Origin of the sequence: Chitinophaga qingshengii (genome assembly GCF_014529935.1) — a bacterium.
In the GTDB taxonomy this organism is placed as follows: domain Bacteria; phylum Bacteroidota; class Bacteroidia; order Chitinophagales; family Chitinophagaceae; genus Chitinophaga; species Chitinophaga qingshengii.
The window spans coordinates 240,941-255,559 of record NZ_JACVFC010000004.1 but is presented as its reverse complement, the minus strand read 5'-3'; the positions used below and the strand labels follow the sequence as shown (position 1 = coordinate 255,559).

Genomic DNA, 14,619 nt, shown 5'->3' with positions numbered 1-14,619 from the left:
CTACTGGATTATTTCAGCTTACGCTCGTCAGAAACAGTCAGCTTCTTACGACCTTTTGCTCTACGGGAAGCCAGTACCTTACGGCCGTTGGCAGTTTCCATTCTCTTTCTGAAGCCGTGAACGCTCTTTCTGCGTCTGTTATGCGGTTGAAAAGTACGTTTCATTTCTTTTTTATGTTTTTACCTGTACTATACTAAAAGACTCCCCTTTCGGAGATACTATTTTTTAAAACGGAAGGCAAAGGTAGCAGAAATAATTTAAAAAGTAAAATAAATCCCAAAATACCTGCCTCCTCAATAAAAAATGGAATACGGCGGATACCGTATTCCATCTCTTATATTAAAAACGTTGATTATTTAATACCGAGTTTAGCTTTTACTGCAGGCAGCAGGTCGTCAGCAGAAGGTGACACCAGTAACAGACCAGCAGAGCTGTCGATTACATAACCATAGCCTTTTTCTTTGGCAACATCTTCGATGGCTTTACGGGCTTTATCGTAGATGGGTTTCAGCAGTTCCTGCTGTTTTTGCTGTACTTTCTGTTCAGCCTGATCGCGGTAGTCCTGGATACGTTTCTGCGCATCCTGGATTTCACGGCCTTTGATTTCTTTCATATTGTCGGTCATGCTGGCCGCCTTGTCGTCGAATTCTTTTACTTTTTTAGTGTACTCGTCCACCATTGTTTTGCCTTCACCTTCCAGGCTCTGTGCAAAAGTCTGGAGATCAGTCTCTGCTTTTTTGGCTTCCGGCATACTACCTACGAGCGCTTGCGCATTGATATGAGCTACTTTGGACTGGGCCATTGCATTCACGCTGAACAAACCGGTAACTGCTACGAAAGCAATAATTACGTACTTCTTCATGATGTTGTCTGTGTTTAAAAAAATTTTAATACTTATTAGTTAAAAAATAGGTACAAGATGATTATTTCTTTACGCCCAGCGATTTCAGTATCTCCTCGCTTTTATCCAGTTTAGGGTCTGAAAAAATGACGGTGGTGCCGCCTGCCTTGTCCAGTACAAAGTCATACATCCTGCTGGCAGAAAGCTTCTGAACAGCGTTGTAAATTTTGTCCTGGATCGGTTTTACCAACTCCTCCCGTTTTTTAAACAGGTCCCCTTCATATCCAAAACGTTTTTTCTGCAGGTCTTTGGCATCTTTCTCCTTGGCCACAATCTCGTCTTCCCGCTTGCGTTTCAGTTCTTCCGTGAGCATTACCTGCTCCGCCTGGTAAGACTTATACATTTTATCCACTTCCTGGAACTTGGCATCAATCTCTTTCTGCCATTGTTCTGCCACCGCATCCAGTTTTTTCTGGGAGTCTTTATACTCAGGAATGCTCTCCAGGATATATTTCGTATCTATCACACAATAGCGCTGTGCATTGGCTGCACCTGCCATGGCCAACACAATGGCCGCTGTAATAAATATTTTCTTCATGCTACTTTAGATTTTTGGGCTTCCGGAATACCGGTTAATATTTGCAATATATAAATTTATTTCACAATTATTCTGGTTCAAAGCCGAGCATGAAGGTAAACTTAGCCGCATCCTTCAAGCCTCCGCCGGGCTTGATACGGTCAAATCCTATACCATAATCAAAACCAAGCAGGCCAAACATCGGCAGATAGAAGCGCATACCTATACCAGCAGAGCGACGCAGCTGGAAAGGATTGTAATCTTTCATATCGCGGTAACCGTTGGCTGCCTCTACGAACGCCAGGCCAAAAATGGTGGAACTGGGGTTCAGGCTGAACGGATAACGCAGCTCCATCACATATTTGTTGAATACGGTGAAACCTTCGTAACCGATCGGTTGACCGCTTTCCGGATTTACACTCGGATCGGAGGTATAATATACCGGATAACCTCTCTGGGAGATGATATCGCGGTCGTAGATCGCAAAGTTGCTCAAACCATCGCCACCCAGCTCGAAACGACCGAACGGAGACAAGGTTGTACGGTTGTTGTAGCGGGAGATGTAACCGAATTTGGCAGCCACTTTCAACACGAAAGTTTTGTTGTCGCTACCCATCGGACGGCTCAATGGTACATACCATTCCGCATTGAAGCGGTATTTCTGGTACTCGATAAAATTAAACTGTTTGCCGATCGGATCTGCTTTGTAATCCTTGTTCGGGTTGAACACGGAATACGGCGGCGTATACTGGGCAGACAGCATGAAGTTGGAACCACTGCGCGGGAAAATCTGCTGGTCAACAGAAGAACGGGCCAGGGTGAACTTCAGGTTAAGGTTATTGGAAGTACCGTTATCGAAACCGGGAATACCGAAGTAGTTATAGTTTTTCAGCTTGTACTGCTGATAGTTCACGGAGTAGATCAGCGTAAAGAAGTCATCCGGCCATTTCAGCTGCTTACCCAATGATACGGAAGCACCCAGTACCTTGAAGTGACCGTCGGTAGTGGTAGCGTTCTGCGTATAGTAGTTTGCGTAGTAGTTGCTGTAAGCGTACGGGTTCTGGTAGCTGCTGTAGAAGCTCACGGAGAACTGGTTACGTTTTTTACCGCCCAGCCATGGCTCCGTAAAGGAGAAGTTATAGGAACGATACGCTTTACCGTTGGAGGATACACGGACAGAGAGTTTCTGACCATCGCCACTTGGCAGCGGGTCCCAGGTTTCCTTGCGGAAGATGTTACGCAGGGAGAAGTTGTTGAACGTTACCCCCAGGGTACCGGTCAAACCGATATAACCACCCCAACCGGCAGACAGCTCCAGCTGGTCGTTGGCTTTTTCTTCTACGGTGTAGTCAATATCCACCGTACCATCCTGTACGTTAGGCACCGGGTTCATACCGATCTTTTCCGGGTTGAAGAAGCCGAGGTTGGCGATTTCACGGTTGGAGCGGATCAGGTCAGCGCGGCTGAATTTTTCACCGGGGATGGTACGCAGTTCACGACGGATAACGTGTTCGTTGGTTTTTTCGTTGCCCGCGATACGTACTTCCTTGATGGTAGCCTGCGGACCTTCGCGCAAACGGATTTCGTAGTCGATGGTATCGCCACGGATACCGATTTCTACGGGGTCGATCTGGAAGAAGAGATAACCATAGTCCATGTAGTAACCGGTGATATCGCCTCCTTCCTGGGACATTTGTTTACCCAGTCTTTTTTCCAGCAGTTCCAGGTTATAGATATCGCCTTTTTTGATACCCAGGATGCGGGTCAGCACGGAGTCACTGTAACGGGTATTGCCTTTCCAGGTGATATCGCCGAAGTAGTACTTTTTACCTTCAGAAACGGCGATGTCGATATTCAGGTTCTGGGAGTTGGATTTGTAGGTAGTGTCTTTGAGGATCAGCGCGTCTCTATAACCTCTGGAGTTATAGTAGCCTACTACTTTTCCTTTATCCTCGTTGTATTTTGTTTCGTTGAATTTAGCAGAGCTGAAGAGTTTAAAGCGGAAGTAGGGGTCCAGTTTATCCAGTGCACGGGTAGGCTGCAGGAAACCGTAGGTTTTCCAGAAGTCGTCCGGCTGGGCGAGGGAATCTACATACACTTGTTTAATGTCGGGGTGCAAGGTCATACGGGTACGTTCCTTGGTGCCCTTCATTTTCTTTTTCAGTTTGGAATCGGGGATATTGTAGTTACCGACAAAGTTGATATTGTCGATACGTACTTTATTTCCTTTATCTACGTAAAAGACGAGGCCCATGGAGTTTACCTGGCCGCTGTCTTTTCTTTCTTCTGTTCTTACGGAGGCGTTACCAAACCCTTTATCTGCGTAGAATTTATGTACTACGCCGATCACGTTTTGTTTCAGGGCGGGTGTTACAACGGTTCCTTTACGGAGACCAGCTTTGGTAGCGATATCGTCAGCTTCGGATTTTTTGATGCCTTTGAACGAAAAGCTGTTCATGCGCGGCATTTCCACCAGGCCGATTTCCAGCCAGATTTTGCCGTCTTCTATTTTGGTAACGTAGATGGTCACATCAGCAAAGAGGCGTTGGGACCAGAGGCTTTGGATAGCTTTGGTGAACTGGTCGCCACCCGGATATACCACTTTGTCGCCTACACTGAGGCCGGAGAGTGACAGCAGCAATGCTTTATCCAGGTACTGGGTCCCGGCCACGGTAATATCGGCAATTTCATATTGCTGCGGATTAGCCATGCTAAGCGGTGAAATAGCCGGTGGATTAGCGGGTGGCTGTACGGGGGGTACGGTATCTTTCTGTTGGGCGGATACACGTAGGCCTGCACTGCAACATAATGCTATAGCCAGAAGGCCCTTAGGAAATAATTTCTTCATTCTGCTGAATTTGATCGCTTGTTTTGCCAAAGCGCCGTTCTCTGGTTTGATAGTTTAAGATGGCTTGGTAAAGATGTTCATTGCGGAAGTCCGGCCAACGGGTTTCTGTAAAATACAGTTCCGCGTAAGCCAGTTGATATAGCAGGAAATTACTGATCCGGCATTCTCCACTGGTACGGATCATTAATTCCGGATCGGGCAATCCTGCAGTACAGAGATATTTGTCCCATACCTCCGGCGTCACCGTCGCAGGGTCCAGGGTCCCTTTTTTCACATCCAGAGCGATTTTCTGGGCAGCATTCACGATTTCCCAACGGGCACTGTAGCTGAGGGCCATGATAAGATTAAGGCCGGTATTGTGGCTGGTCAGTGCGATGGCTTCCTCCATTTCCTGCTGGGCTTGGGGGGGTAGCATACTCATATCACCGATGACACTCAGCCTGATATTATTTTTAGATAGGGTCCCCACTTCCTTGCGGATAGTATTCACCAGCAATTCCATGATGCCGTTCACCTCATAAACGGGGCGATCCCAATTTTCTGTTGAGAAAGCATATAGGGTTAGGTAGCCTATTCCAAGTTCTGCACAGGTTTCTACGATATTGCGCACACTTTCCACGCCTTCGTGATGCCCATACAGCCTGTCTTGTCCTCGCTCCTTAGCCCAACGGCCGTTACCGTCCATGATAATGGCGATGTGGCGGGGTAACCGTTGTAAGTCTAATTTATCCTTCAAGCTCATTTGTGTCAGGCGTATTATATCAATTTATACAGATTCACTTTAAAAGTGTGCAAAGATACAAAAATAGAGCAATGACTTTTTTAGCAAAGCTCGCCCCCCTGTTTTAACGTAGTTTTAACAGCGAATTCAATACCAGCGGGGTTTTTAGAGAGTTTCGGCGGTATAACCAGGCTATCTGGAGGCAAGAACTGCCGGCCTGTAGAAAGTATATTATCTGTAAATTAAAATTTACAGTGGTAGGAGGTGAAGAGGATACTAATCGTGAGCTCTATGGTCAGAAACTGGTCCTTGTCGCGGCTATTGCCCCGTTGTCGCCCGGCAACACCAATAGGCTCGCCGGTTACGTAGGAACGGTCCTGCAATTGGGCCGCCACACTGGGCTGTCCGTTGGGCAATGTCGTAAATACCCCCGGTCCGGCATAGGTGGTGCTTACATCATCCAGGTAGTCCGTTTGGGTAAACCGGTACAATGCTTCCAGGCCAACATTCACTTTTTTTGATATATTATATTTAAAGCCCCCGCCTACAAGAAACGCGTAGGAAATCAGGCTATAAGGCTTACGCTCGGGATACAGGGCAGATCCCTGCCCTTCCGTACGCATGGATTGTAAAAAATATTTTTTGCCATCCAGATAGGCGTAAGGGTTAAAATGGAAAATACTGGCGCCGGCGGATAAATACGGGGAAAAACGATGATCCAGGCTGCCCGGCTCAAACTTGAAAAAATTAAAATCGCCTTGCAAAGCGAGTTCTTCTACGTTGGTATTAAAACTCAAGTTCCGGCGGCGTTCAAATTCATTTTTATTATATACGTCTGAATAACCCAGCTGTAAAAAACGGGCATGGGCGCGTACCCCTACGTACTCGTTCAGGTACTTACGATAGTAAATACCTACTGCCGGCTTGATAGTGTTCAAAGCCCCTCTTGTATTCAGGTCCCCGAAATATTGCGCCCCCCCGACAGATATTCCCAGCTCTCCTACATATTCCAGTTCGTTTTGCGCTTTCGCCTCGCCGGCCAACAGACACGCTGCCGCCAACAGGAACGAGCACACGAAGTTTTTAGGATATAAAAAAGGTTTCAGCATAAATCAGTTCTACTTAAACGCAATAATGCCGGATTTATTTAATGTGTGACTGATCAATTATGCTAACAGCATGTATACTAAATCGATCCACAGGCATAATTTACTTTACAATCAACAGAAAATACATTTGTAAATGTAGGAATATATTTTACAAATAATATATCCGGAACTCATATTTTGATCCGATTCCGGGCATCGATGCCCCAGAGCAGTTTATTACGCAGGGTATGCAGGAAATTACTTTCATCCAGCCGTAACAGGCTAAGTTTAAACCTTTCCTTTTTGATGGCCAGCTGTACAGAGCTATCGATGGTTTCCATCCGGCTGTCGAGGGTACACAGGAACTGGTCACTCCGGCCTTCTACCTCAAAGGAAATAACGCTTTCATTAGGAACGATGATAGGGCGCACGTTAAGGTTATGCGGCGCCACCGGGGTAATCACAAAACTACCGGCATCAGGGAATACGATAGGGCCGCCACAGCTCAACGAATAACCTGTCGACCCGGTTGGAGTGGACACAATCAGGCCGTCTGCCCAATAGGTGTTCAGAAATTCCCCGTTCAGGTAAGTATGGATTTTCACCATCGCGGAGGTATCCTTCTTGTGGATGGTAAACTCATTCAATGCGTAGGGGATCTCTCCAAACAACGGCACGTTGGCGTCCAGGTGTATCAGCGAACGCTGATCTACCACATAGGTCCGGTCCAGCAGGGCCTGTACCAATGCATGGATCTCTTCTTTGCCGATACTGGCCAGGAAGCCCAGCCGCCCAAAATTAATCCCGATCACGGGGATATTGGTATCTCTGACGTAACACACGGTGTCCAGCAGGGTGCCGTCGCCGCCAAGACTCATCAGGAAGTCTATTTTTCCCGGCAGGTCTTCTGCACAGGCAAACAGGGCCGGCTCCTTTTCAAAAGGAATATATTGTACCAGGATGCGGTAAAACGGTTCGTAAAAAGTAGCGGAGATCTCCGCACGCTGTAATTCTTCCAGTAACAACCGGATATTATCAATGTCCTCTGAAATAAATCCCCTGCTATAAAGAGCAACCTGCATAATGAACACTTTTTTTGACTACATATCTACACTGGTGTGTAAAAATAGTCCTTTTTGTCCTAACTGGTTAACGCTGTACTCTATACGTAAACAGGTATCGTAAAAGGAAACGATGTCGATGCCTATCCCGCCGGTGTACAGGAAGCGGTTGTTAAGGAAACTGTTGCCCGGGAATTTGTTATAGGCATAACCCGCATCCGCAAAGGTTTTAGCCAGGATGCGGACAGGCACGGTATTAAATTTTTTGGGCACAATCGGCAGCTTGATTTTAAACGACACCAACTCCTGCCGCAGCGTGGATTTCAGCAGGGCGAAACTGGTACCGTCTATCACATAATATTCCAGGCCCCGCAGGTAATCATCTGCATAACCCAGTGCCTGCTGGTTGATATAAGGCTGCTCATCAGAGAATTTCGCCTGCGCACGGGTACCCAGCGAGAAAAACGTTTTACGGCGCAGCTGCCAGAATTTGGTGAAGTTGAGCCGGAAACGGATATCATCAATATCACTCAGCGGCCCGATCCCTCTTTTGGCGACTTCCCCCATGATACTGATGCCTTTGAGCGGGTATATCCAGCTATCTGCTTTGATATAGGAGAACCGGTAGGTCAGGTCCAGGAAGCGTACGTGAGTACGTCCTTTACCGAGATAATTCGGATTGAGGAGGGCTACCGAATCGGCCACTCTTTCGTAGTTGTAGGTCAGAAATACCTGGTGACGGGCATTGATGGCCCTGCGGTAACTGTAACGAAGTCCGACCGTATACACCTGCCGCAGGTACTCGTCATCTTTCCGGAAAAACTTTTGTTTGTTATCGCTGGTACTGTCGTTCACCTCACGGTTACGGCTATATGAAAACAGGATACCGAGTCCATGCCGGAAACTTTTATCGATATAAGGCAGGTTATAGGCGACCGCTATTTTTTGGGTATAGCCGAACTGCAGGGTGGCATCGAGGCCATCGTTGCGGCCGGTAAGGTTTTCCTGGGATCCTTTTATGCCGAAGTTGATACGGTTGAGTTTATGTCCTTTTTCTACCCACCACTGGTTGAAGTTACGGTCGGCCAGTTTGAAGATAGGAAAGGCGAAGGTGTACCACCGTTCCCAGACTTCAAAGACCAGGTCGGCCGTGTTGCCGTCCCAGTTTTTGACATTGGCGGTGACATTGAGGAAGAGGGAGGTATTGAGTATCTGTTTGCGGCGTTCTTCCAGTGTTTCCGCCAGATCTGTCAGGCGGATGGTATCCCCTGGTACAGTACTGATTTCCCGGAGTATGATGGAGGTACGGGTTTTCTTGTTTCCGACAACAATGATATTTCGGACAACCAGGTAGCCAGAATCCTGCACCAGCGCCGCCTTCCCCTCTCCTTCCATTCGGCCTGAGGCCGTGCCGGATAATGTGGTGCCAAGCAGGCACACGATTACCAGCAAGTAATAACAGCATCTCAGCATTGTAGGCGTCTCTGATTTAGAAAATTCTAAAGTTAGTTTAAATGTGTCGTTATCATGGAAGATAATCAACCCCATCAACATAATCAAATAAGAAATAAATGCAGAGTGCCTTACATGCTGATATAATTCATCAGCAAATCGTAGTTCTTTTTAAGCAGGTCTTCTTCCTGTTCTTCAGAGTAGATGTATTTGATCGTGTAGTTAAACCGTTCGTAGGTAGCCACGAGGGAGTGCAGCTCCTGCCGGTTGGTTTTCAGCAGCACTTCCAGCTTGCCGGAAGGGTCAGTTATGGTATTGACGCTCAGCAGCGTCACGTCATTGGATTCCGCAATACGGGCTATTTCGCTCAGGCTATAGTCTCTTGGGTCCATTTCCAGTGCCAGGATACCACCGGCTTCCTTAGCGCTGTTGTATGCCGCCAGGGCAGCCAGCAGGCTATCTTTGGAGATGATGCCCAGGTAGTCATTTTCTTTGGTGATGACGGGCAATACAGACAGCTTGAATTCATAGAATAACTTCAGCGCTTCAAAAAGATGGGCGCCTTCCTGTATAGCCGGGCGGTTAGCTCCGTTGTACTGGATGGATTCCACCTTCATTTCCGGCTCTTCCAGATCCATGATCTGGTCTTCTTCTACCAATGCCACATACTTATTATCCACGACCATGGGCAACTGCGTCAGATGAAATTCGTTCATCAGTCGCAATGCTTTGGACCCTGCATCCGAAGGTTGCAGAATTGGCACGGTGGATATGAGTTCTCTGGCAGTCATTTTCGTGTATTCTTACACAATAATAACAAAGAATCTTCCAACAGAAAAAGAAATTACATGTACAGACTGCCTCCCGCTCCTGAAGAGGGCGGTGTGCAGGCTACCGGGCACAGTTTCAGGTGGTTGGCTGCGTTTTCAGTTTTTCCAGGAAAGCGTGCAGGATCTTGTTGAATTCATCGGGTACTTCCATCATAGGAGCATGGCCGCATTTATCGATGAACTGCAGTTCAGAATTAGGTATAAGTTTCTGGAACTCCTCGCCTACCATTGGCGGTGTAACCGTGTCGTTGCGGCCCCAGATCAGTAAAGTAGGTTGTTGAATATCTTTCAGTTCATCGCCCAGGTTATGCCGGATAGCAGATTTCGCCAGAGTAATGATCTTGATCACTTTCAGGCGGTTGTTCACAATTTCAAACATCTCATCTACCAGCTCTTTGGTAGCGATCTTCGGATCATAGAAGGTAAGCTCCGCTTTTTTACGGATATATTCATAGTCGCCTCTTTTGGGATAAGTTTCTCCCATGCCGTTCTCAAACAGTCCGGAACTACCGGTGAGTATCAGTGACTTAACAGGCGCCTCCGGGTGTTTCAGCAGGTACACCAGGGCCACATGGCCCCCCAGGGAGTTACCCAGCAGGTGTATGTTCTGATAGCCTCTGGCCTCCACAAACTTATGCACAAACTTCGCCAGCCCGCCAACAGACGTTTCCAGGATGTTTAAATCATACAGGGGTAACATGGGTATCACTACCTTGTTATACTGCCGGAAATACTCGATCATGTGCGAGAAATTGCTCAATGCACCAAACAATCCATGCAATAATACCAGTGGTTCTCCTTCGCCTTCTTCTATATAATTAAACTTACCCTGTGTTTTGATTTCGTAATCCATTGCCAAATCTTGAAAGTCAATTTTACGCTAAAATAATTCTTTTTATTAATCTAATTGCTGTCAGGCCGGTTGTAACTGCCGGGCGGCCTTATCAAAGAAGGCCTGCAACTGGGAGAAAATATCCTTGAAGACAGGTATCCAGTCACCCATGTGGTCCAGTACCCAGGGGCCAATGTGCTCAATATAGGGATACACTACCGATTGTAATTTGGTTTCAGGGCTCAACAGATAGATCTGGTTGGCCATCCACAATACCACACTGTAGATAATCGTAAATATCAGGCTATACAGCAGGATGCCTCCCAAACGGTTCAGCCAGCCCATCATCACCATTTCCACCAGTTTCTGCAAGGCTCCTGCGCCCAACCGTACCAGCAACACTACGCCTACAAAAAGACAAACGAAACAAAGTACAGGGACCCAGCGGGAATGCACATCCCAGCGTTGCTGGACCTGCAGGGCCGTTACTGCGGATAGTTTAAGCGCTACAGCCATCCCCAATGTGACGGCTACCAGCGAAAATACCGCCACTATCAAGCCCCGGGTATAACCCTTATAAAGGGCCAATACCATGATAATGGCAAAAACAATATCGATTGACAAAGCAATATATTTGATTATTCAAATATTTGATCATTTAGTCATTAAAAAATAACCAAATGATCAAATATTAAAATAACTATTTAAGGAGTTCTTTCACCATAGCGGAAATAGCTTTTCCGTCGGCCTTACCGGCCAGCTGTTTGGTAGCAGCGCCCATTACCTTGCCCATATCGGCGGGAGAAGCAGCACCTACGGAAGCGATAATATCGGTGAGTGCGGCTTTTAATTCCGCTTCGGTCATTTGTTTAGGCAGGAAACGCTCAATTACTACCAGTTCTTCCTCTTCTTTAACAGCCAGGTCTTCACGGTTCTGTTGACGGAAAATTTCCAGGGAATCCCTCCGTTGTTTGGCCAGTTTCTGTAACAGTTTGGTTTCGTCGGCCTCGGTGATTTCACCATTGCCGCCTTCTGCTGTTTTAGCCAGCAGGATAGCCGCTTTAATAGCACGCAGCGCACGCAGGTCTGCTTCTTTTTTACCCAGCATCGCCGTTTTTATCTCGGCATTGATGTTTGTTTCTAATGACATATGTGGTTACGTTTAATGGATTATCAGCTGAATTATTTGGTTTCTGCCGCTTGTTTGTCCTGGAATTTTTTGAAGAAATCCCGGGCAAAAGCCTTCATTTCATCACCCTGGTCGCGGTACTGCGTAGCCCGGACATAGGTATCGGCCATGGTCATCATGGTCTGAAAGAAAAAGTCAGCCATTTCGTCTACCATCATGTCTTTGGTCCACAGGTCAATCCGCAGCGCGGCTTTTTCTGCCGGGTCCCAGAAAGAAATCATCATGGCTTTCGCCTTGATCATACGTTCTTCCTTACTGTCGGTGGCACTCCACTCAATCGATTCCGGCACTTTATTTTCGTCCAGACCCACCTGGATCTGTATGTTTTTCTTACTCATGTTTTTCTATTAAAGCGCAAAAATAACTAATCATTCAGGATTTTGGCATTCCGCCCTATTTTAACGCGTTCCCCAGCGCCGCAGCAGCCGCATCCCAGCTGTTGCCCGGCCTTACCGGTGGCTCCATTGCCAGCAGCCGGCTACGCAACTGCTCGTCCTTATACAACAGGCTCATTTTATCTGCCAGATCATCCACACTGGCAGGATCTGTATATAATACAGTTTCTCCGCCAGCTTCCCGGGCTGCCAGGCTCTCCATGGCGATTACCGGCACTTTACACTGCTGCGCCATGTACAAGGGCAACGGCAAGCCATCAAAACGGGTAGGATAAATAAGGGCATAAGCCCCGCCTATCGCAGCGGCCAGTTCATCCATGGTCAGTTGCTCTTTCCATACCACATCATGACGGAACTTGTAACTTTCCAGGGCTTTGGCAATTTCGCTGCCCGCAGGAGTCTGACTACCAGCCAGCACCAGTTTGAGGTTGGTACGCTGCCGCTTCTTCAAGGCAGAAAAGGCTTTGAATACGGGCATCAGGTTATTGCGCGGGTGAATACTGCCGGTGACCAGGAAATACTCCACACCACCGGACCAGGCTTTTTTAGCGGCCTCCCGGTCATCCCATTCCAGCGGCCGGAAAGTACTGCTGACAGCCGGCTCCAGCTGTACCACCTTATTGGCAGCGCCGGGCGCATAATGCAGCAACTCCGCTTTAGCGGTAGCCGACAGCACGGCAATTTGCCGGGCCTTATCCAGGTAACGGGTAATATTTTTTTTCAGGGAATCCTGCTCCCGGGCCGGTTGCAGACCGGCATCCTTCAGGAAAGAGAGGTCCCGTAACAGGATCAGCGCGGGTATTTTGCTACGCAAGGGCAATGTGCCATCCAGTCCTATATACCATTGGGCGCCACCAGCCTTTATGGCGCGGGGCAATTGCCATTCCCGCCACCAGTAACGATGCCATCTTTTGCTACCTTTCAGCGGCAACACGACGGTTGTAACATTGGCGGGAAAAGTAAGATGCGCGGGTATCTCCCCATCAAAATAAAAAGTAAAGCGGTGCTCCGGCTGTTGCCGGCAGAGTGCAGAGATGATCTCAGTTGCCACCTGTCCCGTATCGGCAGGCATATCCCTTCTGAGGCAAGCAGCATTAACAGCAATTTGCATAGTCGTTTCACTTGATGTGACAGCCTGCAAACCTACATTATTTTGCCTTTCCGGGAGGTGGATAATTTATCAGCCGGCCTTGTTGGTGATCAGGAATTCCAGCGGGGTGGCGATATTGGCGGTATTACCCAAGGATGCTACGGTAACGGTCACCTTGTAAGTCTTCACCTCTTTCAAATGCTTCAGGGTAACGTTGATCACGTTACCGGTTGCATCCGGCACCGCGTCCTGGTCCAGGGGAATACCACCCGGATCAGTTACCACGTTCAGCGTTATTTTCACGCCTTTATCCGGCACTTTGGAGGTGATTTTTACCTGGAAAGTAAAAGTGCTGTCCATGGCTACATTGGCCTTACCGGCTACTACGCCGGCCAAATCCAGCTTCAGCGATTCCTCCTGTGTGGGTGGCGCCGGATCGTCGGACTTTTTGTTCTTTTTACAGGCTGCCAGTGCTATTACAGCACCTATCAACAATATAGATAAATAATTTTTTAAAGACATGGCAAGGGTATGTAAGCAATAAAATTATATTTTTTTTACATGTAAATCAAATTTTACTTCTTACATCCAGCGCATCGCGCAAACCATTGCCTAACAGGTTGAAAGCGAGTACCAGCAACATGATAGCTACACCGGGAGCTAATGCCAGTAAAGGATTATGGGTGATGATGAAGTTGTAGTTTTCTTTTATCATGAGTCCCCAGGAAGGCTGTGGCGGTTGTACCCCTACGCCCAGGAAACTCAATCCTGCCTCTACTACGATAGCGGTAGCGAAATTACCAGCTGCCACTACCATCACCGGCCCTAAAATATTGGGTAAAATATGCCGGACGATAATACGGGTATGCCCATAACCCAATGCCCGCGCTGCTTCTACAAACTCCAGCTCCCGCAGGGTGAGTATCTGCCCGCGGATAATCCGGGCCACGCCCACCCACAGGGTAAGTCCCACGGCAATAAACACCTGCCAGAAACCCTTTCCCATAGCCAGCGTCAGGGCAAATACCAGCAACAGCGACGGCATAGACCATACCACATTCACCAGCCACATCACCATGTCATCCACAGTACCCTTAAAATAACCGGCAAGCGCCCCCATCAGCACCCCGATGGTCAGGGAGATGATCACCGCTACACAACCTACACCCAGACTAACACGGGTGCCTACCAGCAGGCGGCTCAGGATATCGCGGCCAAATTTATCGGTACCCAGCCAGTAGGTCACCGGAAAAATCCTTTCCTGTGTAATTTTTTGCTGTAGTCCGGTCAACGGGATACCTCCCTCCTGCCGGCTGCCATACCATATCTCCCGGAGATCGTATTTTTCTTCACGGGACAAGGATTCGTCCACATACCGCTGTACTACCAGCATGCTATCCTTAAACTGCCAGGAATGTACCGGTGTCCAGGTGACATCGGATTCCTGTCCGTATAATAGTTTTTGAAAAAAAGATACCCGGGCCACCGGCTGCGCTTTTTTAACCGCCAGCATATGCACGCGGAAACCAGGGTGCTGGCCGCCCACCTCCAGTACCATCCTGTTGGCATCCGGCGTATTATCAGGCGCAATGAGATAAGCCAGTAAACTTACTACCACAGCGGCTGTGATGACGATAAGACCCGCCAGCGCACCTTTGTTTTTTCGAAGCCTTTTCCAGGCTGATTGCATATCGA

Annotated in this window: 16 protein-coding genes; all 16 read right to left on the bottom strand. The window is 47.9% G+C overall.

The genetic code is table 11. The annotated features are described in order from the left end of the window. Nucleotides 1–8: 8 nt before the first annotated feature. The 16 genes from rpmH to ICL07_RS25400 all read right to left on the bottom strand — a co-directional run bounded on the left by rpmH (nucleotide 9) and on the right by ICL07_RS25400 (nucleotide 14,614). Nucleotides 9–164 carry a 50S ribosomal protein L34 gene (gene rpmH / locus ICL07_RS25475; protein WP_012788729.1) on the bottom strand — a complete coding sequence of 52 codons (156 nt, stop codon included), beginning with the start codon at nucleotides 162–164 and terminating at the stop codon, nucleotides 9–11. Nucleotides 165–352: 188 nt separating this feature from the next. Continuing rightward, complete coding sequence (locus ICL07_RS25470) at nucleotides 353–862, bottom strand: OmpH/Skp family outer membrane protein (protein ID WP_188090887.1); 510 nt, start codon at nucleotides 860–862, stop codon at nucleotides 353–355. A gap of 61 nt (nucleotides 863–923) precedes the next feature. Beyond that, nucleotides 924–1,439, bottom strand: a complete 516-nt coding sequence (locus ICL07_RS25465; RefSeq protein WP_188090886.1) for an OmpH/Skp family outer membrane protein — start codon at nucleotides 1,437–1,439, stop codon at nucleotides 924–926. Nucleotides 1,440–1,506: 67 nt separating this feature from the next. Further along, complete coding sequence (locus tag ICL07_RS25460) at nucleotides 1,507–4,266, bottom strand: BamA/OMP85 family outer membrane protein (protein WP_188090885.1); 2,760 nt, start codon at nucleotides 4,264–4,266, stop codon at nucleotides 1,507–1,509. Beyond that, a complete protein-coding gene (gene uppS / locus ICL07_RS25455; protein WP_188090884.1) occupies nucleotides 4,247–5,008 on the bottom strand; it encodes an undecaprenyl pyrophosphate synthase in 762 nt (253 codons plus the stop codon). Before uppS ends, ICL07_RS25460 begins: the two co-directional genes overlap by 20 nt. A gap of 221 nt (nucleotides 5,009–5,229) precedes the next feature. Then, nucleotides 5,230–6,096, bottom strand: a complete 867-nt coding sequence (gene porG / locus ICL07_RS25450) for a type IX secretion system protein PorG (protein ID WP_188090883.1) — start codon at nucleotides 6,094–6,096, stop codon at nucleotides 5,230–5,232. Nucleotides 6,097–6,266: 170 nt separating this feature from the next. Beyond that, nucleotides 6,267–7,157 (bottom strand): NAD kinase, encoded by an 891-nt coding sequence (locus ICL07_RS25445; RefSeq protein ID WP_188090882.1) that lies wholly within the window; start codon nucleotides 7,155–7,157, stop codon nucleotides 6,267–6,269. A gap of 18 nt (nucleotides 7,158–7,175) precedes the next feature. Beyond that, nucleotides 7,176–8,609, bottom strand: coding sequence for a POTRA domain-containing protein (locus ICL07_RS25440; RefSeq protein ID WP_188090881.1), 1,434 nt, complete (start codon nucleotides 8,607–8,609; stop codon nucleotides 7,176–7,178). Between the two features lie 110 nt (nucleotides 8,610–8,719). After that, nucleotides 8,720–9,379, bottom strand: coding sequence for a CBS domain-containing protein (locus tag ICL07_RS25435; RefSeq protein WP_188090880.1), 660 nt, complete (start codon nucleotides 9,377–9,379; stop codon nucleotides 8,720–8,722). A gap of 115 nt (nucleotides 9,380–9,494) precedes the next feature. Next, nucleotides 9,495–10,271 carry an alpha/beta fold hydrolase gene (locus ICL07_RS25430; protein WP_188090879.1) on the bottom strand — a complete coding sequence of 259 codons (777 nt, stop codon included), beginning with the start codon at nucleotides 10,269–10,271 and terminating at the stop codon, nucleotides 9,495–9,497. A 60-nt stretch (nucleotides 10,272–10,331) separates the two neighbouring features. Next, nucleotides 10,332–10,874, bottom strand: a complete 543-nt coding sequence (locus tag ICL07_RS25425) for a CvpA family protein (RefSeq protein ID WP_188090878.1) — start codon at nucleotides 10,872–10,874, stop codon at nucleotides 10,332–10,334. Nucleotides 10,875–10,950: 76 nt separating this feature from the next. Next, nucleotides 10,951–11,400: a GatB/YqeY domain-containing protein gene (locus tag ICL07_RS25420; RefSeq protein WP_188090877.1), complete on the bottom strand. Its 450-nt coding sequence runs from the start codon at nucleotides 11,398–11,400 to the stop codon at nucleotides 10,951–10,953. A gap of 32 nt (nucleotides 11,401–11,432) precedes the next feature. After that, a complete protein-coding gene (gene gldC, locus ICL07_RS25415) occupies nucleotides 11,433–11,777 on the bottom strand; it encodes a gliding motility protein GldC (protein ID WP_188090876.1) in 345 nt (114 codons plus the stop codon). A 55-nt stretch (nucleotides 11,778–11,832) separates the two neighbouring features. Further along, entirely contained in the window at nucleotides 11,833–12,945 is a 1,113-nt protein-coding gene (locus ICL07_RS25410; RefSeq protein ID WP_188090875.1) for a glycosyltransferase family 4 protein, read from the bottom strand. 69 nt (nucleotides 12,946–13,014) lie between these two features. Beyond that, on the bottom strand, nucleotides 13,015–13,446 hold the full coding sequence (locus ICL07_RS25405; protein WP_188090874.1) for a hypothetical protein: 432 nt from the start codon (nucleotides 13,444–13,446) through the stop codon (nucleotides 13,015–13,017). A gap of 46 nt (nucleotides 13,447–13,492) precedes the next feature. Further along, nucleotides 13,493–14,614, bottom strand: coding sequence for an ABC transporter permease (locus ICL07_RS25400; protein WP_188090873.1), 1,122 nt, complete (start codon nucleotides 14,612–14,614; stop codon nucleotides 13,493–13,495). Nucleotides 14,615–14,619: the final 5 nt, after the last annotated feature.

Bases quoted from the DNA above. Each gene is read 5' to 3' on its own strand.
- gldC (WP_188090876.1), bottom strand. From the start codon at position 11,777: ATGAGTAAGAAAAACATACAGATCCAGGTGGGTCTGGACGAAAATAAA.
- ICL07_RS25410 (WP_188090875.1), bottom strand. From the start codon at position 12,945: ATGCAAATTGCTGTTAATGCTGCTTGCCTCAGAAGGGATATGCCTGCC.
- ICL07_RS25430 (WP_188090879.1), bottom strand. From the start codon at position 10,271: ATGGATTACGAAATCAAAACACAGGGTAAGTTTAATTATATAGAAGAA.
- ICL07_RS25440 (WP_188090881.1), bottom strand. From the start codon at position 8,609: ATGCTGAGATGCTGTTATTACTTGCTGGTAATCGTGTGCCTGCTTGGC.
- ICL07_RS25465 (WP_188090886.1), bottom strand. From the start codon at position 1,439: ATGAAGAAAATATTTATTACAGCGGCCATTGTGTTGGCCATGGCAGGT.
- ICL07_RS25405 (WP_188090874.1), bottom strand. From the start codon at position 13,446: ATGTCTTTAAAAAATTATTTATCTATATTGTTGATAGGTGCTGTAATA.
- rpmH (WP_012788729.1), bottom strand. From the start codon at position 164: ATGAAACGTACTTTTCAACCGCATAACAGACGCAGAAAGAGCGTTCAC.
- ICL07_RS25470 (WP_188090887.1), bottom strand. From the start codon at position 862: ATGAAGAAGTACGTAATTATTGCTTTCGTAGCAGTTACCGGTTTGTTC.
- porG (WP_188090883.1), bottom strand. From the start codon at position 6,096: ATGCTGAAACCTTTTTTATATCCTAAAAACTTCGTGTGCTCGTTCCTG.
- ICL07_RS25420 (WP_188090877.1), bottom strand. From the start codon at position 11,400: ATGTCATTAGAAACAAACATCAATGCCGAGATAAAAACGGCGATGCTG.
- ICL07_RS25445 (WP_188090882.1), bottom strand. From the start codon at position 7,157: ATGCAGGTTGCTCTTTATAGCAGGGGATTTATTTCAGAGGACATTGAT.
- ICL07_RS25400 (WP_188090873.1), bottom strand. From the start codon at position 14,614: ATGCAATCAGCCTGGAAAAGGCTTCGAAAAAACAAAGGTGCGCTGGCG.
- ICL07_RS25460 (WP_188090885.1), bottom strand. From the start codon at position 4,266: ATGAAGAAATTATTTCCTAAGGGCCTTCTGGCTATAGCATTATGTTGC.
- ICL07_RS25435 (WP_188090880.1), bottom strand. From the start codon at position 9,379: ATGACTGCCAGAGAACTCATATCCACCGTGCCAATTCTGCAACCTTCG.
- uppS (WP_188090884.1), bottom strand. From the start codon at position 5,008: ATGAGCTTGAAGGATAAATTAGACTTACAACGGTTACCCCGCCACATC.